Genomic DNA, 25,230 nt, shown 5'->3' with positions numbered 1-25,230 from the left:
AGCTCCCGGTGTCTTCTCCCGCGCGGGGGACCCTCCCCTCGCGCTCGCGCCGCGCCCAAGAACCGAAAGAGGGGGCGCCTCCCGGCAGGAAACCCCCCCTTCTGCTGTGCCTACGTGCCTCAGTCCTCCGACGACTCCTCGTCGTCCGTCCCCGGCTTGGGCTGGGCCGACGACTCCCCGTCGTCCGTGCCCGGCCTGGGCGGCTTCGGCGGTCGCGTACGGCCGCCGGGACTGTCCCGCAGATACGACGTGCTGTCGCTGCCGTCCGCCGTCGCGTGCCCGCCGGAGGCGGTCGGTCCGCCGCCGTCCCGGCGTCTCAGATAGCGCTCGAACTCGCGCGCGATGGCCTCGCCCGAGGCCTCCGGCAGCTCGGCGGTGTCCCGGGCCTCCTCCAGCGACTGGACGTACTCGGCGACCTCGCTGTCCTCGGCGGCCAGCTGGTCCACGCCCACCTGCCAGGCGCGCGCGTCCTCGGGCAGCTCGCCCAGCGGGATGCGCACGTCGATCAGGTCCTCCAGGCGGTTCAGGAGAGCCAGCGTGGCCTTCGGGTTCGGCGGCTGCGAGACGTAGTGCGGCACCGCCGCCCACAGCGAGACGGCGGGCACGCCCGCGTGTGTGCACGCCTCCTGGAGGACGCCCACGATGCCCGTGGGGCCCTCGTACTTGGTCTCCTCCAGGTCCATCCGGCGGGCCAGGTCCGCGTCGGACGTCGTCCCGCTGATCGGAACCGGACGGGTGTGCGGGGTGTCACCGAGCAGGGCGCCCAGGACGACCACCAGTTCCACGCCCAGTTCGTGTGCGAAGCCCAGCAGTTCGTTGCAGAACGAGCGCCACCGCATGGACGGTTCGATGCCCCGGACGAGGACGAGATCGCGGGGCTTGTCCCCGCCGACCCGGACCACCGACAGCCGTGTCGTCGGCCAGGTGATCTTGCGAACGCCCGCTTCCATGAACACCGTGGGGCGGTTCACCTGGAAGTCGTAGTAGTCCTCGGCGTCCAGCGCCGCGAACACCTCGCCCTTCCATTCCCTGTCGATATGAGCGACCGCGGTGGAGGCGGCGTCGCCGGCATCGTTCCAGCCCTCGAACGCGGCCACCATGACCGGGTCGACCAGCTCGGGAACCCCCTCGAGCTCGATCACCCAGTGCCTCCTTCCGACGTACCCTCGCGAACATCCCAACCTTACGGCGTGCCAGGGAGACGCCCGCAGCCCCCTCGCAGGGGGAGTGACCCCATCACTGCCCCGTGATCCGCCCCTGAACACCCCGGATTCATCCGAGCTGTCCGTGAGGCTCCGGTCACAGCGTGGAACGCAGCCACTGCTCCACGCTCGCGATGTGCACGGTCGCCCACGAGCGCGCCGCCTCGGCGTCCCGGTCGCGCAGGGCCGCGAGGATCGCCCGGTGCTCGCGCAGGGTGCGGGCGACGGCGTCCTCCTGGGTGAGGCCGCGCCAGATCCGCGCCCGGGTGGTGGGGCCCGAGAGACCGTCGAGCAGCGAGCAGAGCACGGAGTTGCCCGAGCTGTGCACGATGCCCCGGTGGAACTCCAGGTCGCAGGCGACGAGATCCTCCACGGACGGGGCGTCGCCGAGCTTGTCCAGCTGAGCCGTGAGCGCGTCCAGCTGCTGCTCGCTGATCCGCAGCGCCGCCATGGCCGTCGCGGCCGGCTCCAGGATGCGGCGTACGGCGAGGAACTCCAGGACCGTGTCGTCGCGGTGGAAGTCCACGACGAAGCTCATCGCCTCCAGCAGGAGTTGCGGGTCGAGACTCGTCACATAGGTGCCGTCGCCCTGCCGGACGTCCAGGATGCGGATCAGGGACAGCGCGCGGACGGCCTCCCGCAGGGAGTTGCGGGACAGGCCGAGGTCGGCGGCGAGTTCGCTCTCCTTGGGCAGCCGGTCGCCCGGGCGCAGCGCGCCGGAGACGATCATTCCCTTGATTTTCTCGATCGCCTCGTCGGTGACTGCCATGGCCGGCCTCCTGTCGCTTAAGACCTCCGACGTATCACGTCATTATGCGGGGACGGACACGCGGAGGGGGCGGCTCCGTCGGCGTGGAGCCGCCCCCTCGGGTACGGGTCGAGAATTCGGCCTACTTCTTGTCGAGCAGATCCTGGACCTTGGCGCGGACGTCGTCCGTGGCCAGGCCGCGGATCGTGAGCGTCGTCCGGCGGCGCAGCACGTCGTCCTGCGTCTCGGCCCACTCGTGGTCCCGGGCCCAGGCGACCTGCGCCCAGATCTCCGGGGCGTCCGGGTGCACGCGCTCGGCGAGCTCCGGGTTGTCGTTGGCCATGCGGGCGATGTCGAACGCCAGCGAGCCGTAGTGCGTGGCCAGGTGCTTGGCGGTGTCGGCTCCCATGCGGGGGCCGGGCGCCGGGCGGTCGGTGAGCAGCCGGTGGGCGACCGCGCGCGGGTTGGCGATGCCGGGCAGCGGCAGCTTCTTCGGCAGCGAGCTGATCGGCTCGAAGTCGTCGCCCAGCGGGTGGCCCGGCAGTGACTCCAGCTTCTGCATGATCGTACGGCCGATGTGCCGGAAGGTGGTCCACTTGCCGCCCGCGACGGACAGCATGCCGCCCTTGCCCTCGGTCACGACCGTCTCGCGCTTGGCCTTGGAGGTGTCTCCGGGGCCGCCCGGCAGCACCCGCAGGCCCGCGAAGGAGTAGGTGATGAGGTCGCGGCTCAGCTGCTGGTCGCGGACGGAGAAGGCGGCCTCGTCGAGTATCTGGGCCGTGTCCTTCTCGGTGACGGAGACATCCGCCGGGTCGCCCTCGAACTCCTCGTCGGTGGTGCCGAGGAGCAGCATGTCCTCCCAGGGGAGGGCGAAGGTGATGCGGTACTTGTCGATCGGGGTGGCGAGCGCGGCCTTCCAGGGGGAGGTGCGCTTCAGGACCAGGTGGGCGCCCTTCGACAGCCGGATGGACGGCGCGGCGTTCGCGTCCTCCATCTTGCGCAGGTGGTCGACCCACGGGCCGGTCGCGTTCAGCACCAGCCGGGCGCTGACGCCGAACTCGTCGCCGGACAGGCGGTCCTTCAGCTCGGCGCCCGTGACGCGGCCCTGGGTGAAGCGCAGGCCCGTCACCTCGGCGTGGTTGAGGACGACCGCGCCCGCCTCCACGGCGCCGCGGACCGTCATCAGCGCCATGCGCGCGTCGTTCATCTGGTCGTCGCCGTACACGGCCACGGCCTTGAGGTTCTCGGTGCGCAGCTCCGGCACGTCCTGCGCGGCCTTGGCCGGGGAGAGCAGGTGTCCGACGCCGTCACCGAAGGCGGAGAGCGCGGAGTAGGCGAAGACGCCCGCTCCGAGCTTCGCCGCGCCGTGCGGCCCGCCCTTGTACACGGGCAGGTAGAACGTGAGCGGGTTCGCCAGGTGGGGGGCCACCTGGCGGGAGACCGCACGGCGCTCGAAGTGGTTCTCCGCCACCAGCTTCACCGCGCCGGTCTGCAGGTAGCGCAGACCGCCGTGGAGCAGCTTGGAGGAGGCGGAGGACGTGGCACCGGCGAAGTCGCCGGCGTCGACCAGAGCCACCCTGAGGCCGGACTGCGCGGCGTGCCAGGCGGTGGAGATGCCCAGGATGCCGCCGCCGATCACGAGAAGGTCGTACGACGCCTTGGCGAGCTGCTCCCTGGTCTCGGCTCGGCTCGGGTTCGAGCCGGAGGCCGGGCGCGTCCCCAGGGCAGGTACGGACTGCAGGGTGGACTGAGTGGTCATGCTGTTTCTTACTCCTCGTCCTCGAGCCAGCCCATGGTCCGCTCGACGGCCTTGAGCCAGCTCTTGTACTCACGGTCGCGGTGCTCCGCGTCCATGCGGGGGGTCCACTCGGCGGCCCGGCGCCAGTTGGCGCGCAGGTCGTCGGTGCTGTTCCAGAAGCCGACGGCGAGGCCGGCGGCGTAGGCGGCGCCGAGGCAGGTGGTCTCGGCGACCATCGGGCGCACCACGGGGGCGTCCAGGAAGTCCGAGAGCGTCTGCATCAGCAGGTTGTTGCTGGTCATGCCGCCGTCGACCTTGAGGGCGGTCAGCTCGACGCCGGAGTCCTTCGTCATGGCGTCGGCGATCTCCCGGGTCTGCCAGGCGGTGGCCTCCAGGACGGCGCGCGCGAGGTGCGCCTTGGTGACGTACCGGGTCAGGCCGGCGATCACACCGCGGGCGTCGGAGCGCCAGTACGGGGCGAACAGGCCGGAGAAGGCCGGCACGAAGTAGGCGCCGCCGTTGTCCTCGACCGACAGGGCGAGGGTCTCGATCTCGGCGGCGGTGGAGATCAGGCCCATCTGGTCCCGCATCCACTGCACCAGCGAGCCGGTGACGGCGATCGAGCCCTCCAGGGCGTAGACCGTCTTCTGCTCACCGATCTTGTAGCCGACGGTGGTCAGCAGGCCGCTGTACGAGTTGATGATCTTGTCACCGGTGTTCATCACCATGAAGGTGCCGGTGCCGTACGTCGACTTGGTCTCGCCCTCGGCGAAACAGGTCTGGCCGAACAGGGCCGCCTGCTGGTCGCCGAGCGCGGAGGCGACCGGGATGCCGCCGAGCAGGTCGCCCAGCTTGCCGCCGGTGATCTCGCCGTAGACCTCGGCGGAGGAGCGGATCTCGGGCAGGATCCGCGTCGGCACGCCGATGGACTCGCAGATCTTCTCGTCCCACTGCATGGTGTGCAGGTTCATGAGCATCGTGCGGGAGGCGTTGGTGACGTCCGTGACGTGCTTGCCGCCGTCGACACCGCCGGTCAGGTTCCAGATGACCCAGGTGTCCATGGTGCCGAAGAGGATGTCGCCCGCCTCGGCGCGCTCCTGGAGGCCCTCGACGTTCTCGAGCAGCCAGCGGGCCTTGGGGCCGGCGAAGTAGGAGGCCAGAGGGAGGCCCGTCTCGCGGCGGAAGCGGTCCTGGCCGACATTGCGGCCGAGCTCGCGGCAGAGGGCGTCGGTGCGGGTGTCCTGCCAGACGATGGCGTTGTGGACGGGCTCACCGGTGTTCTTGTCCCACAGCACGGTCGTCTCGCGCTGGTTGGTGATGCCGATGGCCTTGATGTCGTCGCGGGTGATGCCGGCCTTCGCGATGGCCCCGGCGACGACCTCCTGGACGTTCGTCCAGATCTCGGTGGCGTTGTGCTCGACCCAGCCCGGCTTCGGGAAGATCTGCTCGTGCTCCTTCTGGTCGACGGAGACGATCCGGCCGTCCCGGTCGAAGACGATGCAGCGGGAGGAGGTCGTGCCCTGGTCGATGGCGGCGATGAAGGGGCCGGCGGTGTGCGCGTCGGTCACTGTGTGCTCCTGGAAGTTCCGTGTTTATGGGGCTTTACGTACGGCGCGTGCTGAGAGTTTCGCGAGGAAGCGCGCTCTAGGCGAATGCGACGTTGTAGATGCCTGCGGCGATGGCCCCGCCGATGAGCGGACCGGCCACCGGGATCCAGGCGTAGCCCCAGTCGGAGCCGCCCTTGTTGGGCAGCGGCAGCAGGGCGTGCACGATACGCGGACCGAGGTCACGGGCCGGGTTGATCGCATACCCCGTCGGGCCGCCGAGGGACAGACCGATGGAGACCACCACGAGCGCGGTGATCAGGGCACCCAGGGTGCCCAGGCCGTTGCCCTCGTCGTTCAGGCCCTGGGTGAGCACGGCGAGCACCAGCACGACGGTGCCGATGATCTCCGTGGCCAGGTTCTGCCAGGCGACCCGGACCTCGGGCCCGGTGGAGAAGACGCCCAGCACGGGGCCGGCGCCCTGCTCCTGGGCCTCGACGGCCTTGGCCGCGGTGTCCTGCGCACCCGGACCGCCGACGATCTCGCGGTCGGTGAGGTGGGCGTGGAACTGACCGTAGTAGGCGATCCAGACCAGGCCCGCGCCGATCATGGCGCCGAGCACCTGTCCGGCCCAGTAGACCGGGACGTTCTTCCAGTCGCCGTCCTTGATGGCGATGGCAAGTGTCACGGCCGGGTTCAGATGGGCGCCGGACAGCGGCGCCGAGGTGTAGACCGCCGTGAGCACCGCGAAGCCCCACCCGAAGGTGATGGCGAGCCAGCCGGCGTTACGGGCCTTGGAAGCCTTCAGTGTGACGGCGGCGCAGACTCCGCCGCCGAGGAGGATGAGTATGGCGGTACCGATGGTCTCGCCGATGAAGATGTCGGAGCTGGACACCCGCGACTCCTTTGTCCTTCGTCCAGGGGGGAAGTTCGATACCGGCCTGGCGTTGTCCCACTCTAACGCGTATTGCCGGTAGCTGTTCGACAATGTCGACCGATGGACGGGAGTCTTGCTTCGGGGTTACGAGCACGTCAAGGGCTCTGATGTCGAAAACACGATCGTTACTGATCGCTGCCCGTTCCGTGGGTCTCCGACGCCCGTGATCGCGGACATGCCGAAGACCGGAACGCCGTACGACGCCCCGGTCCCGCTGTGTCCCGTCAGAACCGCCCGGCGCCCAGGTCCCGCGACACCGCGCGGGCACAGTCCCGGACGGCCGCGATCAGCTCCGGTCGCACCACGCCCTCCTCGTCGGACCGGCACAGGCGCTCCACGGCGCCGGTGATGCCGACCGCGCCGACGGGCATGCGCCGCCGGTCGTGGATCGGCGCGGCCAGGGAGGCGACGCCCTCCCAGGTCTCCTCGACGTCCGCCGCGTAGCCACGCGCGCGGGTGAGGTCGAGGAGGTGCTCGAAGTCCTCCGGGTCGCACACCGTCCGGTCGGTGAACGCCTTGCGGTCGTTCTCCAGGGCCTCGCTGTGCGCCACCGGGTCGTAGGCGGACAGCACCTTGCCCAGGGCCGTGGAGTGCAGCGGCTGCATGGCCCCGATCTCCAGGACCTGCCGGCTGTCGTCGGGCCGGAAGACGTGGTGCACGATCAGCACGCCCTGCTGGTGCAGGACGCCCAGGTAGACGCTCTCGCCGCTGGAACGGGCCAGGTCGTCGGCCCACACCAGGGCGCGCGCCCGCAGCTCGTGCACATCGAGGTAGGTGGTGCCGAGGCGCAGCAGCTCCGCGCCCAGCTGGTAGCGCCCGGAGGCGTCGTCCTGCTCCACGAAACCCTCCTGCTGGAGGGTGCGCAGGATGCCGTGGGCGGTGCCTTTGGCCAGGCCCAGCGACGAGGCGATGTCCGACAGGCCGAGCCGTCGCTCGCCGCCCCCGAGCAGCCGCAGCATCGCGGCCGCCCGTTCGAGCGACTGGATGTTCCGTGCCATCGCCGTACTGCCTCCGTCCCCTTCGACCGCCGACAAGCGGCGCCGCAGCCCTTGTTCGGCAATGTCGAACACTACCGGTCGTTGCCGACCTCTCGCTAATGGCCGGACGCCATTTGTTGCGGCACAGAGGGTTCATCGGACGCCCGACATCCGCCCCGCCGCCATCGGCGTCCGCGTCGTGGACGCGCTGCCCATCCAAGCCGACTCCCGGTTACGCTGGCGCGGTGCGCCCTTCCCCGGATGCCCCTCCGGATGTCCGGGAAGCCGCAAAGCCGACAGCCGTCGCATCCGAGGGAGCCCTTTACATGGCCTCGTTGCCGCTGACCCCTTCCGCAGACAGCCGGACCCGCGTGTCCGCCCTCAGAGAGGCCCTGGCCACCCGTGTGGTGGTGGCCGACGGAGCCATGGGCACCATGCTCCAGGACCAGGACCCCACGCTCGAGGACTTCGAGAATCTCGAGGGCTGCAACGAGATCCTGAACCTGACCCGGCCGGACATCGTCCGGTCCGTCCACGACGCGTACTTCGCGGTGGGCGTGGACTGCGTCGAGACCAACACCTTCGGCGCCAACCACACGGCCGCGGCGGAGTACGAGATCTCCGACCGCGTCCACGAGCTGTCCGAGGCGGGGACCCGGATCGCCCGCGAGGTGGCCGACGAGTACGCGGCCCGGGACGGCCGGCCGCGCTGGGTGCTCGGCTCCGTCGGACCCGGCACCAAGCTCCCCACGCTCGGCCACGTCGCGTACGCCACCATCCGCGACGGCTACCAGGCCAACGTCGAGGGCATGCTCGCCGGCGGCGCCGACGCGCTGCTCGTGGAGACCACGCAGGACCTGCTCCAGACGAAGGCGTCCATCCTGGGCGCCCGCCGGGCCATGGAGGCCACCGGCGTCGACGTGCCCCTGCTGTGCTCGATGGCCTTCGAGACCACCGGCACCATGCTGCTCGGCTCCGAGATCGGCGCGGCGCTGACCGCGCTGGAGCCCCTCGGCATCGACATGATCGGCCTGAACTGCTCCACCGGCCCCGCCGAGATGAGCGAGCACCTGCGCTATCTGACGCGCCACTCGCGCATCCCGCTGCTGTGCATGCCCAACGCCGGCCTGCCGATCCTGACCAAGGACGGCGCCCACTTCCCGCTCGACGCGGAGGGCCTGGCCGACGCCCAGCAGACCTTCGTCCAGGACTACGGCCTGTCCCTGGTCGGCGGCTGCTGCGGCACCACCCCCGAGCACCTGCGCCAGCTCGTGGAGCGCGTCCGGGACGTCACCCCGGGCGAGCGCAGCCCGCAGCCCGAGCCGGGTGCCGCCTCCCTCTACCAGAGCGTGCCGTTCCGGCAGGACACCTCCTACCTGGCCATCGGCGAGCGCACCAACGCCAACGGCTCGAAGAAGTTCCGCGAGGCCATGCTGGAGGCCCGCTGGGACGACTGCGTGGAGATCGCCCGGGAACAGATCCGCGAAGGCGCGCACATGCTCGACCTGTGCGTCGACTACGTCGGCCGGGACGGCGCCGCCGACATGGAGGAACTGGCCGGCCGCTTCGCCACCGCCTCCACCCTGCCGATCGTGCTGGACTCCACCGAGATCGACGTCATCCAGGCCGGCCTGGAGAAGCTCGGCGGCCGCGCGGTGATCAACTCGGTGAACTACGAGGACGGCGACGGCCCCGAGTCCCGCTTCGCCAAGGTCACCCGGCTCGCCAAGGAGCACGGCGCCGCCCTCATCGCGCTGACCATCGACGAGGAGGGCCAGGCCCGCACCGCCGAGAAGAAGGTCGAGATCGCCGAACGGCTCATCGACGACCTGACCGGGAACTGGGGCATCCACGAGGAGGACATCCTCGTCGACTGCCTGACCTTCACCATCTGCACCGGCCAGGAGGAGTCCCGCAAGGACGGCATCGCCACCATCGAGGGCATCCGGGAGCTGAAGCGGCGCCACCCGAAGGTGCAGACCACCCTCGGCCTGTCCAACATCTCCTTCGGCCTCAACCCGGCCGCCCGGATCCTGCTGAACTCCGTCTTCCTCGACGAGTGCGTCAAGGCGGGCCTGGACTCGGCGATCGTGCACGCGTCGAAGATCCTCCCGATCGCCCGCTTCAGCGAGGAGGAGGTCCAGACGGCCCTCGACCTCGTCCACGACCGCCGTGCCGAGGGCTACGACCCGCTCCAGAAGCTGATGGCCCTGTTCGAGGGCGCCACCGCCAAGTCCCTCAAGGCCGGCAAGGCCGAGGAGCTGGCCGCCCTGCCGCTGGACGAGCGCCTCAAGCGCCGCATCATCGACGGCGAGAAGAACGGCCTGGAAACCGACCTCGACGAGGCCCTCCAGGACCGCTCGGCCCTCGACATCGTCAACGAGACCCTGCTGGACGGCATGAAGGTCGTCGGCGAGTTGTTCGGCTCCGGCCAGATGCAGCTGCCGTTCGTCCTCCAGTCCGCCGAGGTCATGAAGACCGCGGTGGCCCACCTCGAACCGCACATGGAGAAGTCCGACGACGACGGCAAGGGCACCATCGTCCTGGCCACCGTCCGCGGCGACGTGCACGACATCGGCAAGAACCTCGTCGACATCATCCTGTCCAACAACGGCTACAACGTCGTCAACCTCGGCATCAAGCAGCCGGTCTCCGCGATCCTGGACGCCGCCGAGGAGCACCGGGCCGATGTCATCGGCATGTCCGGGCTCCTGGTCAAGTCCACCGTGATCATGAAGGAGAACCTGGAGGAGCTGAACCAGCGCGGACTGGCGGCGAACTTCCCGGTCATCCTCGGCGGCGCCGCCCTCACCCGGGCCTACGTCGAGCAGGATCTGCACGAGATCTACGAGGGCGAGGTCCGCTACGCCCGCGACGCCTTCGAGGGCCTGCGCCTGATGGACGCCCTGATCGGCGTCAAGCGGGGCGTGCCGGGAGCGAAGCTGCCCGAGCTGAAGCAGCGCCGCGTTCGCGCCACCGCCCAGGCCGTGGTCGAGGAGCGCCCCGAGGAGGGGCACGTCCGCTCCGACGTCGCCACCGACAACCCCGTCCCCGAGCCGCCCTTCCAGGGCACGCGCGTGATCAAGGGCATCCAGCTCAAGGAGTACGCGAGCTGGCTCGACGAGGGCGCCCTGTTCAAGGGCCAGTGGGGCCTGAAGCAGGTCCGCAGCGGCGAGGGCCCGTCGTACGAGGAACTCGTCGAGAGCGAGGGCCGGCCCCGGCTGCGCGGGCTGCTGGACAAGCTCCAGACGGAGAACCTGCTGGAGGCGGCCGTCGTCTACGGCTACTTCCCGTGCGTCTCCAAGGACGACGACCTGATCCTCCTGGACGAGCGGGGCAATGAGCGCACCCGCTTCACCTTCCCGCGCCAGCGCCGGGGCCGTCGCCTGTGCCTGGCCGACTACTTCCGCCCGGAGGAGTCCGGCGAGACGGACGTCGTGGGCCTCCAGATCGTCACCGTCGGCTCGCGCATCGGCGAGGAGACCGCCCGGATGTTCGAGGCCAACGCCTACCGCGACTACCTCGAACTGCACGGGCTGTCCGTGCAGTTGGCCGAGGCGCTCGCCGAGTACTGGCACGCGCGCGTGCGGTCCGAACTCGGCTACGCCGCCGAGGACCCGGACGAGATGCAGGGCATGTTCGAGCTGAAGTACCGGGGCGCCCGCTTCTCCCTCGGCTACGGCGCCTGCCCCAATCTGGAGGACCGCGCCAAGATCGCCGACCTGCTCCAGCCGGAGCGCATCGGCGTCCACCTGTCCGAGGAGTTCCAGCTGCACCCCGAGCAGTCCACGGACGCCATCGTGATCCACCACCCGGAGGCGAAGTACTTCAACGCCCGCTGAGCCGCCCCACCGGGCACTCGGGCAAAAACAGGCGCTTCGTGCGCGCACGACGTAGACTGGTCGGTCCACCGCAGGCCGGTTCCCCTCGTGGGAACCGGCCTGAACGTCCCTCAAGGAGGTACGTGGATGACCAGTACGGTCCCCGCGCTCGGAACCCGCACGGCCGAGGGCTCCGCCCTGCAGGCGGTGCTCCTCGACATGGACGGCACTCTGGTGGACACGGAGGGCTTCTGGTGGGACGTCGAGGCGGAGGTCTTCGCCTCCCTCGGCCACACGCTCGACGAGTCCTGGCGCCATGTCGTGGTCGGCGGCCCCATGACCCGCAGCGCGGGGTTCCTGATCGAGGCCACCGGCGCGGACATCACCCTCGACGAGCTCACCGTGCTGCTCAACGACGGCTTCGAGGCCCGCATCGACCGTGCCCTGCCGCTGATGCCGGGCGCCGGCCGGCTGCTGGCCGAGCTGTACGAGTACGAGATCCCGACGGCCCTGGTCTCGGCCTCGCACCGGCGCATCATCGACCGGGTGCTGACCTCGCTGGGCGCGCACCACTTCCGTCTGACGGTGGCCGGTGACGAGGTGACGCGCACCAAGCCCCACCCCGACCCGTACCTGGCGGCGGCCGCCGGACTCGGCGCGGACCCGGCCCGGTGCGCCGTCATCGAGGACACCGCGACCGGGGTCGCCGCCGCCGAGGCCGCGGGCTGCCGGGTCGTGGCGGTGCCTTCCCTGGCACCCATCGCCCCGGCCCTCCGCCGTACGGTCGTCACCTCCCTCGAAGAGGTCGACCTGACATTTCTGCACGGGCTGATGACGGAAATGCGCTAGCCGTTCACCCAGCGTGCAGCGGAGTTAAGACGGCAATTCCGCAGATGAATTCGGCCCTCTCCGGGTGATCTCCGGACGGTCGAATTACCGTACTCCGGAACCCGTTCGCAGTGTGACGTTCCCCACGCGGCCAGGGGTCGACAGTGGCTCCCGCGTGTGCGTTGAAGGGCTGCTGACGTGTCCTTGTGTCCTGATTGGTGGAACGCTGTACCAAAGCTTCCGCCATCGGGTTTTCGGTGTGTCCACGCCCGGTTCCGCAGCGTGATGAGGGCTCAACTCCGGTCGCTGCGAACCTTCCTGCCGGGCCGGACTAATCTCGTTGCGAGAACATCGCCCCACCCCCGTGATCCGCTGCGCCACCCCTGCATGCCGGGTACACGGAGTCGACAGCTCTGGAGAAACTCGAGCATGAACCGCAAGACTTTGGTGCTGCCGGCCGTGATCGGCCTGCTCGCGCCGGTGCTCGCCGCCTGCGGCGGGTCCGACAGCGGGAGCGGCGACGGCGGCGCGATCGTCGTCGGCACCACCGACCGGTTCACCGCCTCGAAGGACGCCCCCGCACCCCTCGACCCGGCGTACGCCTACGACGTCGGCACCTGGAACATCCTGCGCCAGACCGTGCAGACCCTGATGATCCAGCCGCGCGGCGAGGGCGAGCCGGTACCGGAGGCGGCCGAGAGGTGCGGCTTCACCGACACCGGCAACGAGCGCTACGCCTGCACCCTGCGCGACGGCCTGAAGTTCGCGAACGGCGACCCCGTCACCGCGTCCGACGTGAAGTACTCCATCGACCGCGCCCGCTCCCTCAAGGCCGACAGCGGCGTGTTCGCGCTGCTGTCCACCATCGACACCGTCGAGGCGCAGGGCGAACGCGACATCGTCTTCCACCTGAAGACCGCCGACGCCACCTTCCCGTACAAGCTGTCGACCCCGGTCGCCGGAATCGTCGACCCCGACGACTACCCGAAGAACAGGCTGCGCGACGGCTTCGACCTCGAAGGCTCCGGCCCGTACACCCTCAAGGCCGACGTCGAGAACGACGAACTGGTCAGGGCCGAGTTCACCCGGAACCCCGACTACAAGGGGAACCTGAAGGTGAACAACGACAAGATCGACATGGTGTCCTTCAAGGACGCCGACGACATGGGCGAGGCGCTCGACAAGGGCGACATCGACCTGATGACCCGCGCCATGTCGCCGGACCAGATCCGCAAGCTCTCGGGCGACGCGGACACCGGCGTCGACCTCGTCGAGATGCCCGGCCTGGAGATCCGCTACCTGGGCTTCAACACCGACGCCCCGAGCGTCGAGTCCAAGGCCGTACGGCAGGCGATGGCCCAGGTCGTCAACCGCAGCGAGCTGGTGTCCAAGGTCTACGGCTCCCAGGCCGAGCCGCTGTACTCGCTGGTCCCGGCCAGCGTCACGGGCCACTCCAACTCGTTCTTCAACAAGTACGGCGACGCGAACGTCACCAAGGCCCGCTCCCTGCTGAACCAGGCGAACATCACCAGCCCGGTGAAGCTGACGCTGCACTACACGACCGACCACTACGGTCCGGCCACCAAGAAGGAGTTCGAGGTCCTGCGCGACCAGCTGAACTCCAGCGGCCTGTTCGACGTAGCTATCAAGGGAACGCCGTGGGACACCTTCCGCCCGGCCGAGAAGAAGGGTGAGTACGACGTCTACGGCATGGGCTGGTTCCCCGACTTCCCGGACGCCGACAACTTCCTCGCGCCGTTCCTCGACAGGGACAACACCCTTGGCTCGCCCTATGACAACAGCCAGATCCGCAACACCCTGATCCCGGAGTCCCGCCGCGAGGCGGACCGGTTGTCCGCCTCCACCAGCCTGACGGACATTCAGGACATCGTCGCCTCCGACGTGCCGGTGCTGCCGCTGTGGCAGGGCAAGCAGTACGTCGCCGCGCGCGACGACATCACGGGTACCGCCTACGCGCTCAACTCCGCGTCGACGCTCCAGTTGTGGGAGCTCGGCCGGGGCGTGAGCGGCTGACGTACCCGCTGGAACCCCGGGGCCTGTGACCGCGGCCCCCGGGGAGCCGTGCCCCGGAGCCAGGGACATGCTCCGGGTGTTCTCGAGAACCGACGACAAGGCACACACGTGAACATACGCAACCAGTGGCCGGTCCTGCCGATCGTGGCGGGGCTCGCCTCCGGCCTGCTGACCGGCTGCGGCACGGAGAGCGGGGACTCCGCGGGGGAAGGCTCCAACGTGGTGGTGGGGATGTCCGACGACGTCCTGGCCACCGACCCGGCCTCCGGCTACGACCCCGGCTCCTGGCTGTTGTTCAACAACGTCTTCCAGTCGCTGCTCAGCTTCCCCAAGGGCGCGACGGAACCGCAGCCCGAGGCCGCCGAGAGCTGCGCCTTCACCGACACGCAAAGCTCGGTCTACCGGTGCACGCTGAAGGACGGCCTCAAGTTCAGCAACGGTGACGACCTCACCTCGGAGGACGTCAAGTTCTCCTTCGAGCGGATGCTGAAGATCAACGACCCCGACGGGCCCGCGATCATGTTCCCCACGCTGGACGAGGTGGAGACCCCGGACGAGACGACGGTCATTTTCCACCTCAACACGTCCGACGCCACCTTCCCCAGCAAGATCGCCTCCGGCGCCGGCTCCATCGTCAACCACGACGAGTACGACGCGGGCAAGCTGCGCAAGGACGGCGAGGCCGTCGGCTCCGGCCCCTACAAGCTCGACTCGTTCGACGACGGCCAGGCCGTCTTCTCCGTCAACGAGAACTACAAGGGCACCGCCAAGGTGAGCAACACCGGCGTGACGCTGAAGTTCTTCGACGGCGACCAGACCGCGCTGAAGCAGGCCATCCAGAACGAGGAAGTCGACATCGCCTACCGCGGTCTCACCGCGGGCGACATCGCCGACATGGAGAAGGCCGACGACGGCACCGGCACCGAGGTCGTCGAGGGCAGCAGCGCCGAGGTCCAGCACCTGGTGTTCAACATGGACGACCCCGTCGCAGGGAAGCTCGGCGTACGCAAGGCCATCGCCCACCTGCTCGACCGCGAAGCCCTCATCAGGGACGTCTACCAGGGCACCGCGACCCCGCTGTACTCGATCATCCCGGCCGGTGTCGCGGGCCACAACACGGCCTTCTTCGACACCTACGGCGCCCGCCCCTCCCGGTCCAAGGCGGCCGACGCGCTGCGTGCCGACGGCATCACCGGCAAGGTGAAGCTGACCCTCTGGTCGACGCCGTCCCGCTACGGCCCCGCCACCGACCAGGAGTTGACGGCCATCGCCGGCCAGCTCAACGCCAGCGGCCTGTTCGACGCGGACGTCAAGTCGGTCTCCTTCGCCCAGTACGAGAAGGACATCGCGGCCGGCAAGTACGGCGTCTACGTGAAGGGCTGGGTGCCCGACTACCCGGACGCCGACAACTTCACGGCCCCCTTCTTCGGCAAGGGCAACGTGCTGGGCAACAACTACGACAACGACACCATCACCGGCACGCTGATCCCGAGCACCGCGGCCCTGACCAACCGCGCCGCCACCGACAAGGAGTTCGGGGAGCTGCAGGACATCGTCGCCGACGAACTCCCCGTGCTGCCGGTGTGGCAGGCCAAGCAGTACGCCGTCGCGCGCGAAGGTGTCTACGGACTGGAGTACTGCCTCGACGCGTCGACCGTGTTCCGCTTCTGGGAGCTGAGCAAGGACGCGTGACGCAGACAGACGCGTGACGCACACACGTGAAGGGCGCCCCCCGCCTCGGCGGGGGGCGCCCTTCACGTTGCCGGCGTCACTGCGCGCCGGGGCGCACCAGCCCGCTCTCGTACGCGTACACCGCCGCCTGCACACGGTCGCGCAGGCCCAGCTTGGTCAGCACATGCCCGACGTGCGTCTTGACGGTGGTCTCGCTGACGAACAGGTCGGCGGCGATCTCGGCGTTGGACAGCCCGCGCGCCACCAGCTTCAGCACCTCGACCTCGCGGTCGGTGAGCGTGTGCAGCGTGTCCGGCACCGGCTCGTCACCGGAGGGCAGATGCGTGGCGTACTTGTCGAGCAGCCGGCGCGTGATGCTCGGCGCGAGCATCGCCTCGCCCGCGGCCACGACCCGGATCGCCTGCACCAGCTCGTTGGCCGGGGCGTCCTTCAGCAGGAAGCCGCTGGCACCGGCGCGCAGCGCCTCCACCACGTACTCGTCGAGGTCGAAGGTGGTCAGCACCAGCACCTTCGCCGGGCCGTCCCGCTCGGGGCCCGTGATCTGCCGGGTCGCCTCCACACCGTCCATCCGCGGCATGCGGATGTCCATCAGGACCACGTCGGGCTGCAGGGCCCGTACTTGGTCGAGCGCCTGGAGGCCGTCTCCGGCCTCGCCGACGACCGCGATGTCCTGCTCGGCCTCCAGAATCATCCGGAAGCCCGTGCGGAGCAGCGGCTGGTCGTCGACCAGTAGGACACGGATGGCCACGTAAGTCTCCTTAGCTAGTCCGGCCCCATTCTGCCCTGCGCGGGCCCGCCGGACTCCGCCGCCCTCACCGGCAACGGATAGGGCGGGGGAGTGCCGCCGAACTCCGGGCAGTGGGCCTGGTGGTCGCACCAGCCGCACAGCTTCGTGGGGCGCGGCCGCCAGTCACCCGTCTCCGTCGCCAGCCGGATCGCCTCCCACAGCGCCAGCAGCTTGCGCTCGACCCGCTCCAGGTCGGCGAGGACCGGGTCGTACGTCAGCACCTGACCGTTGCCCAGATACACCAGCTGGAGCCGCCGCGGCACCACGTTCTTCAGCCGCCAGACCACGAGGGCGTAGAACTTCATCTGGAACAGGGCGCCCTCGGAGTACTCGGGCCTGGGGGCCTTCCCCGTCTTGTAGTCGACGATCCGGACCTCACCCGTGGGGGCCACGTCGACCCGGTCGATGATCCCGCGCAGCCGCAGCCCCGAGTCCAGCTCGGTCTCGACGAACAGCTCCCGCTCGGCCGGCTCCAGCCGGCTGGGGTCCTCCAGGGAGAACCAGCGCTCCACGAGCTGCTCCGCCTCGCCCAGCCAGCGCGCCAGCCGCTCGCCCTGCGGATCGTCGGCGAACAGCTCCACGACCTCCGGCCGCGACTCGCGCAGCCGGTCCCACTGGCCGGGGATCAGCGACTTCGCCCGGGGCGCCGTGCGCTCGGCCGCCGGGGCGTCGAAGAGCCGCTCCAGGACCGCGTGCACCAGCGTGCCCCTGGTCGCCGCCTCGCTGGGCTTCTCCGGCAGCCGGTCGATGACCCGGAAGCGGTAGAGCAGCGGGCACTGCATGAAGTCGCTCGCACGCGAGGGGGACAGCGCCGAGGGCGGTATGGCGGTGGGCGCGGTCCCGGTCGCGGTCGCCGTCTCCATCGCCGTCTCGATGGCCGCCTCCACGGACCCTGCCGGGACCGGCGGATCCACCGCCGCGGCAGGGCTGCTGTCGGGCTGTGCCGCGCCCTCGGTGCTCGTCTCCATGCCCCAGACCATACGGCCCGCCACTGACAGTGACCCAGCCGCGGCCGGGGCGTGTGCGGCGCCGGGAGCCGGGAAGGGACGGGACGGACGGGAAACACAGGGGTGCCGGGGCGGAACGCGCCTCGACGGACGCATACCATCGACTCGAGACCCTCCCGGCCGGCAGGCGCGGGAGACGCTTCGAACGAGGGGACACCGGTGGACGAGAGCGGCGGGCGCGGGCAGCCGCGGTCCGGCAACGACGAGTCGGCCGAGCGCCACGCGGGGGCTCCGGCCCGGGCCACCGACCCGACCGCCGCCGAGGAACAGCCCACGGACGGACGGCGTTTCCCCTCCGAGCAGCACGACGACGCCCCGGAGGCAGGACCCGCGGCGACAGGGCCGCCGGCCGGGCCCGAGGGCGACTCCGCGGCGCACCAGGACTCCGGCGCGGCCGAAGGAGACCGTCCGTCGTTGCGGAAGCCCGGCCCGACGGGAGACCCCGCGACCGGCCAGAACCCCGGTGAGGCCCCGGACCCCGGCGTCCCGGACCACCGGCAGCAGCCCTCCACCCCTGACCCGAACAGCCGCACCGAGCCTGAGGCGGCCGACCCCGGCGACCGCCCCTTCGCCCACTCCGCCGACGGCAAGGGACCCGCCCCCCAGCGGCCTCCGGAGCCCCGGGGAGGACTGCTCATGGGACGGCCCTTCGGGGTGCCCGTGTACGTCGCGCCCAGCTGGTTCCTCGTCGCGGCGCTGATCACCTGGGTTTTCGGCGGGCAGCTGGAGCGCGTCCTGCCCGAGCTCGGCGCCGCCCGGTACCTGGTCTCCCTGTTCTTCGCGGTCGCCTTCTACGCCTCCGTGCTCGTCCACGAACTGGCCCACACCATCGCCGCCCTCCGCTTCAAGCTCCCGGTCCGCCGTATCCAGCTCCAGTTCTTCGGCGGCGTCTCCGAGATCGAGAAGGAGGCCGAGACCCCCGGCCGCGAATTCGTCCTCGCCTTCGTCGGGCCCCTGCTCTCCCTCCTGCTCGCGGGCGTCTTCTACCTCGCCATGCAGACCGTGGACCCCGGCACCGTCCCTGGCGTCCTGCTGGCCGGCCTGATGATCTCCAACCTCATCGTGGCCGCGTTCAACCTCCTGCCCGGCCTGCCCCTCGACGGCGGCCGCATGCTCCGCGCCGTCGTCTGGAAGATCACCGGCAAGCCGATGGCCGGCACCGTCGCCGCCGCCTGGATCGGCCGCGCCCTCGCCGTCTCCGTCCTCATCGGCCTGCCGCTGCTGACCCATTCCGGCGCCCTCGGCTCCGACGCCGTCGACAACGTCGGCATGGACACCGTCCTGGACGCCCTGCTCGCCGCCATCCTCGCCGCGATCATCTGGACCGGCGCCGGCAACAGCCTGCGCATGGCCCGGCTGCGCGAGCACCTCCCCGAGCTGCGCGCCCGCGCGCTCACCCGCCGCGCGGTACCCGTCGAGACCCACACCCCGCTCTCGGAGGCCCTGCGCCGCGCCAACACCGCCGGCGCCCGCGCCCTGGTCGTCGTCGACGCCGACGGCAAACCCCTCTCGCTGGTCCGCGAGGCCGCGATCGTGGGCGTACCCGAACACCGCCGCCCCTGGGTCGCGGTCAGTGGCCTCGCCCAGGACCTCACCGACGGCATGCGCGTCTCGGCGGAACTGTCGGGGGAGGAACTGCTCGACGCCCTCAGGGCGACGCCCGCCACCGAGTACCTCGTCGTCGAGGAGACCGGCGAGATCTACGGCGTCCTGTCGGCGGCCGACGTGGAGCGGGCCTTCGTGAAGGCCATGGCAAGGCCCAGCTGAAGTGGTCGGAGCCCCCTCCGGGGACCGGTAGGCTGTTCACATGTCCGAACCGACCGGTGCCGCCCGCAGGCGCGGGCCCTTCAAGGTCGGGGACCAGGTACAGCTGACCGACCCCAAGGGCCGCCACTACACGTTCACGCTCGAGGCCGGGAAGAACTTCCACACCCACAAGGGTTCCTTCCCCCACGACGAACTGATCGGCGCTCCCGAGGGCAGCGTTGTCCGCACCACCGGGAACGTCGCCTACCTCGCGCTGCGCCCCCTGCTCCCCGACTACGTCCTGTCCATGCCCCGCGGGGCAGCCGTCGTCTACCCGAAGGACGCGGGGCAGATCCTCGCCTTCGCCGACATCTTCCCCGGCGCTCGCGTCGTCGAGGCCGGCGTGGGCTCCGGCTCGCTCAGCAGCTTCCTGCTGCGCGCCATCGGCGACCAGGGCATGCTGCACAGCTACGAGCGCCGTGCGGACTTCGCCGAGATCGCCCAGGCGAACGTCGAGCGCTACTTCGGCGGCCCGCACCCCGCCTGGCAGCTCACCGTGGGTGACCTCCAGGACAACCTGTCCGACGCCGACGTGGACCGCGTCATCCTCGACATGCTCGCCCCCTGGGAGTGCCTGGAGGCCGTCTCCAAGGCGCTCGTCCCCGGCGGCATCCTGTGCTGCTACGTGGCGACCACCACCCAGCTCGCCCGGACCGTCGAGTCCATCCGCGAGATCGGCTGCTTCAACGAGCCGAGCGCCTGGGAGTCGATGATCCGCAACTGGCACATCGAGGGCCTGGCCGTCCGCCCGGACCACCGGATGATCGGCCATACCGGCTTCCTGCTCACCGCCCGCCGCCTCGCCGACGGCGTCGAGCCGCCCATGCGCCGCCGCCGCCCCGCCAAGGGCGCCTACGGCGAGGACTACGCCGGACCCAACGCCGACGGCGGCAGCGGTCGCTGAGGCGACACGCCGCCGCACACAACGCACGGGCGCCGTGGCGGAGTTCCCCGATCCACTCCGGGAACTTCGCCACGGCGCCTTTCCGTTGCCCCTTACGGCGCCGCCGCGGGTGAACCATGGCGTTCATCGGTTGACCTGACAGATCACTGTCGCGGCCGGCCCCGCCGACGCGATGCGCGGCGGCAGCGGCCCGTGCCGCGGCAGGCCTGCTGACACAGCGGCAGGAACCGCAACTCTTCTGACTTCCCCGGCACAGGACGTACACACCCCGCCGTTCCCACGTGGTGTGACGTGTGGCACCATCTTGGCCATCCCCCTTGGCCAACCCACCGGCACAGCCCTCAGGAGACACTCCTAGTGCAGCCTTCCGCCGTCCCGGAGCTCGCCCACACCCACACCCGCCCCATCCACTGGCTCGCCACCGCCACGGCCGTCGCCGGCGTCGTGGCCCTCTCCTCGTTCCTCCAGCCGGGTGCGGCGACGGCGGCCCAGGCGGCCGCCCCCGAGACCAGAAGCGCTCCGGCGGCCGTCGCGCCGCCCGACCCGGCCGCGGTGACGTTCCCGATCGAGTGCGGCCCGGTGAAGGCCGTGGTGAAGGAGCGGGCTTCCGGAGACCTCGACGGCGACGGCTCCCCCGAGACGGTGGCCGTGGTCCACTGCGACTCACCGATGGGCACCCCGCCGGACGGCGTCTACGTCCTCACCCGGGACGGCGACGGCGGCAAGCCGCGTGTGGTGGCCACCCTGCTCGACCCCAGGGACGGCAACACCGTCAGTGACTTCGCCGTACGTCAGGGCGCCGTCACGGCCACGCTCTTCGGCTACTCGTCGGCCGACGTGCCGCGTTGCTGCCCCGACGTGAAGAGCGACGTGAAATGGCGTTGGCAGAACGGCGCGTTCGTCCGCTCGGCACCGTCCGGCGCCCGCAGCGTGTGAGGCGCCCGCGCCCCCACGTGTGAGATATCAGACAGGAGTGACGGAGTGTACGGAAGGAGTCACTCCGCGTCCGGACCGTAGACCTCTGCCCTGTCCGAAACTCGACGTACGTGGATGCACTCGCCCGGACACTCCTTCGCGGAGTCGACCACGTCCGTGAGAAGCGGCAGCGGTACGGGCGTTGTGGCGCCCTTGTCCTGGAGCAGCTCGTCGTCGGCGCTCTTCACGTAGGCCAGACCGTCGATGTCCAGCTCGAACACCTCGGGCGCGTACTGGGCGCAGATGCCGTCGCCGGTACACAGGTCCTGGTCGATCCAGACCTCCAGAGCCTCGTCGCCGACCCCGGCCTCCTGCTGCACGCTCATGTCTCCTGCCGTTTCATGCGTCGAGCCGTATCGGGAATCCGGCCAGCTCTGACGGGTGTTGAACGCTTCGACCCTACCTCCGGCTGGGTTCCATTCATGTTCGGTGGGTATTCCCCTGGCGTGAGGGAGAGCGCAAGGGTGAAGATCGGACACACCCCGACCGTCTTTGTGATCTAGGGGTTTCAATCGACACCCGCCCAGGTAGGGTCTGGAAGCGTCCAGCTCCCCTTGGAGGAGGTGAGGACCGTGGCAGCCCACGACGACGACATGAACCGCGGCATCCGCCCGGGACGCGGGTCCGACGACCCGGCCGGGCAGATCGCCTACCTTGAGCAGGAGATCGCCGTCCTGCGACGCAAGCTCGCCGACTCTCCGCGACACACGAGGATTCTCGAAGAGCGGATCGTCGAGCTGCAGACCAATCTGGCCGGCGTGTCCGCGCAGAACGAGCGGCTCGCCAACACGCTCCGTGAGGCCCGTGACCAGATTGTGGCCCTCAAAGAGGAGGTCGACCGGCTCGCGCAGCCGCCGGCCGGCTTCGGGGTCTTTCTGCAGGCGAACGAGGACGGCACCGCCGACATCTTCACCGGCGGCCGCAAGCTCAGGGTGAACGTCAGCCCCAGCGTCGAGCTCGACGAGCTCCGGCGCGGCCAGGAATTGATGCTCAACGAAGCGCTCAACGTGGTCGAGGCCATGGAGTACGAGAGCGTCGGAGACATCGTCACCCTCAAGGAGATCCTCGAGGACGGTGAGCGGGCCCTGGTGCTCGGGCACACCGACGAGGAGCGGGTGGTGCGGCTCGCCGAGCCGCTGCTGGACGTCACCATCCGCCCCGGCGACGCCCTCCTGCTCGAACCGCGCTCCGGCTACGTCTACGAGGTCGTGCCGAAGAGCGAGGTCGAGGAGCTCGTCCTCGAAGAGGTCCCCGACATCGGCTACGAGCAGATCGGTGGTCTCGGCGGCCAGATCGAGGCCATCCGCGACGCGGTCGAGCTCCCGTATCTCTACCCGGACCTGTTCAAGGAGCACGAACTGCGGCCGCCGAAGGGCGTCCTGCTGTACGGGCCCCCCGGCTGCGGAAAGACCCTGATCGCCAAGGCCGTGGCCAACTCACTGGCCAAGAAGGTCGCCGAGGTGACCGGCCAGGCCGCCGGCAAGAGCTTCTTCCTCAACATCAAGGGCCCGGAGCTGCTGAACAAGTACGTCGGTGAGACGGAGCGGCAGATCCGCCTCGTCTTCCAGCGGGCTCGTGAGAAGGCCAGCGAGGGCACCCCCGTCATCGTCTTCTTCGACGAGATGGAGTCCCTCTTCCGCACCCGTGGCTCCGGTGTCAGCTCGGACGTGGAGAACACCATCGTCCCGCAGCTGCTCGCCGAGATCGACGGTGTGGAGGGCCTGCAGAACGTGGTCGTGATCGGCGCCTCCAACCGTGAGGACATGATCGACCCCGCCATCCTGCGGCCCGGCCGGCTCGACGTGAAGATCAAGATCGAGCGTCCGGACGCCGAGGCGGCCAAGGACATCTTCGGCAAGTACCTCACCGAGCGCCTCCCGCTGCACGGCGACGACCTCGCCGAACACAGCGGCTCCAAGGCCTCCACGGTCCAGAGCATGATCCAGACGGCTGTGGAACAGATGTACGCCGAGTCCGAGGAGAACCGCTTCCTGGAGGTCACCTACGCCAATGGTGACAAGGAAGTCCTCTACTTCAAGGACTTCAATTCCGGCGCCATGATCGAGAACATCGTCGGCCGTGCCAAGAAGTCGGCGATCAAGGACTTCCTCGAGAAGAACCAGAAGGGTCTGCGCGTCTCCCACCTCCTCCAGGCATGCGTGGACGAGTTCAAGGAGAACGAGGACCTGCCCAACACCACCAACCCGGACGACTGGGCCCGGATCTCCGGAAAGAAGGGCGAGCGGATCGTGTACATCCGTACGCTCATCACCGGAAAGCAGGGCGCGGACACCGGACGCTCCATCGACACGGTGGCGAACACCGGTCAGTACCTGTAAAAGGCAGGGCGGCTGCGGGTGCCCTCGGCGGGTACCCGCAGCCGACTGTTTTTCAGGCCACGGCTGGAGCAACGCAATGACGCAAATGATCTCCCCACCAGCGCAAAGGCGTTCTAGGCTCTTCCGTACCGCCGAGTCGCGCAGTGCGGGGACGGGCACCGCACACGCAACCGAGCGCCAGCGGTATCTGAGTGGCGCCCACGACCGAGGGTGCCGCCGGGCAAGGAGGGCCGCATGACCGTACGGCGAGTAATGGGCATCGAGACGGAGTACGGGATCTCCGTCCCCGGCCACCCCAACGCCAATGCCATGCTCACCTCGTCCCAGATCGTGAACGCCTACGCGGCTGCGATGCACCGGGCCCGCCGGGCTCGCTGGGACTTCGAGGAGGAGAACCCGCTGCGGGACGCGCGAGGCTTCGACCTCGCCCGCGAGTCCGCCGACTCCAGCCAGCTCACCGACGAGGACATCGGCCTGGCCAACGTGATCCTCACCAACGGTGCACGGCTCTACGTGGACCACGCGCACCCCGAGTACAGCGCCCCCGAGGTGACCAACCCCCGGGACGCCGTCCTCTGGGACAAGGCCGGCGAGCGGATCATGGCCGAGGCCGCGGAGCGGGCCGCACAGCTCCCCGGTGCCCAGCCGATCCACCTGTACAAGAACAACACCGACAACAAGGGCGCGTCCTACGGCACGCACGAGAACTACCTGATGAAGCGGGAGACCCCCTTCTCGGACATCGTGCGCCATCTGACGCCCTTCTTCGTCTCCCGTCAGGTCTTCACCGGGGCGGGCCGCGTCGGCATCGGCCAGGACGGGCACGAGCACGGCTTCCAGCTCAGTCAGCGGGCCGACTACTTCGAGGTGGAGGTCGGCCTCGAGACGACGCTCAAGCGCCCGATCATCAACACCCGCGACGAGCCGCACGCGGACGCCGAGAAGTACCGCCGCCTGCATGTGATCATCGGCGACGCGAACCTGTCGGAGATCTCGACGTATCTGAAGCTGGGTACGACGGCTCTCGTCCTGTCGATGATCGAGGACGGCTTCATCGCGGTGGACCTGGCCGTCGACCAACCCGTGCGGACGCTGCACCAGGTCTCGCACGACCCGTCGCTCAAGCGCCTGGTCACCCTCCGTAGCGGCCGGACGCTCACCGCGGTCCAGCTGCAGATGGAGTACTACGAGCTCGCCCGCAAGTACGTGGAGGAGCGGTTCGGGGCCGACGCCGACGACCAGACCAAGGACGTCCTGTCGCGGTGGGAGGACACCCTCACCCGTCTGGAGCACGACCCGATGAGCCTGGCCGGCGAGCTGGACTGGGTCGCCAAGCGGGAGCTCATGGAGGGCTACCGGCGCCGGGACAGCCTCGACTGGGACGCGGCGCGCCTGCACTTGGTCGACCTCCAGTACGCCGACGTGCGGCCCGAGAAGGGCCTCTACAACCGTCTGGTGGCCCGTGGGCGCATGAAGCGGCTGCTGACCGAGGCGGACGTCGAGCGGGCCCGTACGGCGCCGCCCGAGGACACCCGCGCGTACTTCCGCGGCCGCTGCCTGGAGCAGTACGCGGACGACGTGGCGGCGGCCTCCTGGGACTCGGTGATCTTCGATCTGCCGGGCCGCGACTCCCTGCAGCGGGTTCCAACCCTGGAACCGCTTCGCGGAACGCGTAATCACGTCAAGGAGCTCCTGGACCGCTGCCGCACGGCGGAAGACCTGGTCAGGGTCCTGTCCGGCGGATGATCGCGTTCCGTGGGTACCCGGGAGGAGACGGCCGGACAGGGTGGAAAATCCCGGGTCCGGGAATCATCGAGATGGTCCCCGTACGTTGGAGCAACTGCGGGGCCATTGTCAGACCCGGCGAGTAGGGTCTGATCTTGACCGAGCA

General features: G+C 69.8%; 18 protein-coding genes. 9 read left to right on the top strand and 9 right to left on the bottom strand.

Annotation, left to right across the window (positions count from 1 at the left end; all coding sequences use genetic code 11):
- Window positions 1-119: 119 nt before the first annotated feature.
- The 6 genes from ACZ6I3_RS30995 to ACZ6I3_RS30970 all read right to left on the bottom strand — a co-directional run bounded on the left by ACZ6I3_RS30995 (window position 120) and on the right by ACZ6I3_RS30970 (window position 7,167).
- Window positions 120-1,142: a PAC2 family protein gene (locus ACZ6I3_RS30995; protein WP_469419085.1), complete on the bottom strand. Its 1,023-nt coding sequence runs from the start codon at window positions 1,140-1,142 to the stop codon at window positions 120-122.
- Between the two features lie 157 nt (window positions 1,143-1,299).
- A complete protein-coding gene (locus tag ACZ6I3_RS30990; protein ID WP_184597459.1) occupies window positions 1,300-1,971 on the bottom strand; it encodes a FadR/GntR family transcriptional regulator in 672 nt (223 codons plus the stop codon).
- A gap of 121 nt (window positions 1,972-2,092) precedes the next feature.
- Window positions 2,093-3,709, bottom strand: a complete 1,617-nt coding sequence (locus tag ACZ6I3_RS30985; protein ID WP_469419084.1) for a glycerol-3-phosphate dehydrogenase/oxidase — start codon at window positions 3,707-3,709, stop codon at window positions 2,093-2,095.
- 8 nt (window positions 3,710-3,717) lie between these two features.
- The gene (glpK, locus tag ACZ6I3_RS30980; protein ID WP_469419082.1) at window positions 3,718-5,256 is read right to left on the bottom strand and encodes a glycerol kinase GlpK; all 1,539 of its coding nucleotides are present in this window, start codon (window positions 5,254-5,256) and stop codon (window positions 3,718-3,720) included.
- 76 nt (window positions 5,257-5,332) lie between these two features.
- The gene (locus tag ACZ6I3_RS30975) at window positions 5,333-6,127 is read right to left on the bottom strand and encodes an MIP/aquaporin family protein (RefSeq protein WP_469419080.1); all 795 of its coding nucleotides are present in this window, start codon (window positions 6,125-6,127) and stop codon (window positions 5,333-5,335) included.
- 266 nt (window positions 6,128-6,393) lie between these two features.
- Window positions 6,394-7,167 carry an IclR family transcriptional regulator gene (locus tag ACZ6I3_RS30970; protein WP_399021134.1) on the bottom strand — a complete coding sequence of 258 codons (774 nt, stop codon included), beginning with the start codon at window positions 7,165-7,167 and terminating at the stop codon, window positions 6,394-6,396.
- Window positions 7,168-7,472: 305 nt separating this feature from the next.
- On the opposite strand from ACZ6I3_RS30970, the gene metH reads away from it, so the two are divergent.
- From metH to ACZ6I3_RS30950, 4 genes are all read left to right on the top strand, one after another.
- Complete coding sequence (gene metH, locus ACZ6I3_RS30965; RefSeq protein ID WP_469419079.1) at window positions 7,473-10,988, top strand: methionine synthase; 3,516 nt, start codon at window positions 7,473-7,475, stop codon at window positions 10,986-10,988.
- A gap of 126 nt (window positions 10,989-11,114) precedes the next feature.
- Window positions 11,115-11,816, top strand: coding sequence for an HAD family hydrolase (locus ACZ6I3_RS30960; protein ID WP_469419077.1), 702 nt, complete (start codon window positions 11,115-11,117; stop codon window positions 11,814-11,816).
- 408 nt (window positions 11,817-12,224) lie between these two features.
- Window positions 12,225-13,829: an ABC transporter substrate-binding protein gene (locus tag ACZ6I3_RS30955; protein ID WP_469419075.1), complete on the top strand. Its 1,605-nt coding sequence runs from the start codon at window positions 12,225-12,227 to the stop codon at window positions 13,827-13,829.
- A 108-nt stretch (window positions 13,830-13,937) separates the two neighbouring features.
- Complete coding sequence (locus ACZ6I3_RS30950) at window positions 13,938-15,521, top strand: ABC transporter substrate-binding protein (RefSeq protein WP_469419073.1); 1,584 nt, start codon at window positions 13,938-13,940, stop codon at window positions 15,519-15,521.
- A 76-nt stretch (window positions 15,522-15,597) separates the two neighbouring features.
- On the opposite strand, the gene ACZ6I3_RS30945 is transcribed toward ACZ6I3_RS30950, so the two are convergent.
- Together ACZ6I3_RS30945 and ACZ6I3_RS30940 are read right to left on the bottom strand one after the other, a co-directional pair.
- Window positions 15,598-16,269 carry a response regulator gene (locus tag ACZ6I3_RS30945; RefSeq protein ID WP_018570356.1) on the bottom strand — a complete coding sequence of 224 codons (672 nt, stop codon included), beginning with the start codon at window positions 16,267-16,269 and terminating at the stop codon, window positions 15,598-15,600.
- 14 nt (window positions 16,270-16,283) lie between these two features.
- Entirely contained in the window at window positions 16,284-17,276 is a 993-nt protein-coding gene (locus tag ACZ6I3_RS30940; protein WP_469419071.1) for a RecB family exonuclease, read from the bottom strand.
- A gap of 198 nt (window positions 17,277-17,474) precedes the next feature.
- Between ACZ6I3_RS30940 and ACZ6I3_RS30935 the strand changes: the two genes are divergently transcribed.
- The 3 genes from ACZ6I3_RS30935 (at window position 17,475) to ACZ6I3_RS30925 (ending at window position 20,961) form a co-directional block, all read left to right on the top strand.
- Window positions 17,475-19,082, top strand: coding sequence for a site-2 protease family protein (locus ACZ6I3_RS30935; RefSeq protein ID WP_469419070.1), 1,608 nt, complete (start codon window positions 17,475-17,477; stop codon window positions 19,080-19,082).
- Between the two features lie 40 nt (window positions 19,083-19,122).
- The gene (locus ACZ6I3_RS30930) at window positions 19,123-20,025 is read left to right on the top strand and encodes a tRNA (adenine-N1)-methyltransferase (protein ID WP_033311897.1); all 903 of its coding nucleotides are present in this window, start codon (window positions 19,123-19,125) and stop codon (window positions 20,023-20,025) included.
- 357 nt (window positions 20,026-20,382) lie between these two features.
- On the top strand, window positions 20,383-20,961 hold the full coding sequence (locus ACZ6I3_RS30925; protein WP_469419068.1) for a hypothetical protein: 579 nt from the start codon (window positions 20,383-20,385) through the stop codon (window positions 20,959-20,961).
- A 59-nt stretch (window positions 20,962-21,020) separates the two neighbouring features.
- Here ACZ6I3_RS30925 and ACZ6I3_RS30920 read toward each other — a convergent pair whose 3' ends face one another.
- Window positions 21,021-21,326: a ferredoxin gene (locus tag ACZ6I3_RS30920; RefSeq protein ID WP_469419066.1), complete on the bottom strand. Its 306-nt coding sequence runs from the start codon at window positions 21,324-21,326 to the stop codon at window positions 21,021-21,023.
- A gap of 246 nt (window positions 21,327-21,572) precedes the next feature.
- On the opposite strand from ACZ6I3_RS30920, the gene arc reads away from it, so the two are divergent.
- The gene (gene arc, locus ACZ6I3_RS30915; protein ID WP_469419064.1) at window positions 21,573-23,339 is read left to right on the top strand and encodes a proteasome ATPase; all 1,767 of its coding nucleotides are present in this window, start codon (window positions 21,573-21,575) and stop codon (window positions 23,337-23,339) included.
- A gap of 234 nt (window positions 23,340-23,573) precedes the next feature.
- Window positions 23,574-25,085, top strand: a complete 1,512-nt coding sequence (gene dop, locus ACZ6I3_RS30910) for a depupylase/deamidase Dop (RefSeq protein WP_469419062.1) — start codon at window positions 23,574-23,576, stop codon at window positions 25,083-25,085.
- Window positions 25,086-25,230 lie beyond the last annotated feature (145 nt).

The sequence above is a fragment of the Streptomyces sp. NPDC041940 genome, from assembly GCF_055589465.1.
The sequence above is the reverse complement of the archived record's forward strand: the minus strand, read 5'-3'. Positions and strand labels throughout refer to the sequence as shown.

Excerpts from the sequence above, each read along its gene's own strand:
- ACZ6I3_RS30990 (WP_184597459.1), bottom strand. The coding sequence starts at position 1,971 with ATGGCAGTCACCGACGAGGCGATCGAGAAAATCAAGGGAATGATCGTC.
- ACZ6I3_RS30985 (WP_469419084.1), bottom strand. The coding sequence starts at position 3,709 with ATGACCACTCAGTCCACCCTGCAGTCCGTACCTGCCCTGGGGACGCGC.
- ACZ6I3_RS30970 (WP_399021134.1), bottom strand. The coding sequence starts at position 7,167 with ATGGCACGGAACATCCAGTCGCTCGAACGGGCGGCCGCGATGCTGCGG.
- metH (WP_469419079.1), top strand. The coding sequence starts at position 7,473 with ATGGCCTCGTTGCCGCTGACCCCTTCCGCAGACAGCCGGACCCGCGTG.
- ACZ6I3_RS30960 (WP_469419077.1), top strand. The coding sequence starts at position 11,115 with ATGACCAGTACGGTCCCCGCGCTCGGAACCCGCACGGCCGAGGGCTCC.
- ACZ6I3_RS30955 (WP_469419075.1), top strand. The coding sequence starts at position 12,225 with ATGAACCGCAAGACTTTGGTGCTGCCGGCCGTGATCGGCCTGCTCGCG.
- ACZ6I3_RS30940 (WP_469419071.1), bottom strand. The coding sequence starts at position 17,276 with ATGGAGACGAGCACCGAGGGCGCGGCACAGCCCGACAGCAGCCCTGCC.
- ACZ6I3_RS30930 (WP_033311897.1), top strand. The coding sequence starts at position 19,123 with ATGTCCGAACCGACCGGTGCCGCCCGCAGGCGCGGGCCCTTCAAGGTC.
- ACZ6I3_RS30920 (WP_469419066.1), bottom strand. The coding sequence starts at position 21,326 with ATGAGCGTGCAGCAGGAGGCCGGGGTCGGCGACGAGGCTCTGGAGGTC.
- dop (WP_469419062.1), top strand. The coding sequence starts at position 23,574 with ATGACCGTACGGCGAGTAATGGGCATCGAGACGGAGTACGGGATCTCC.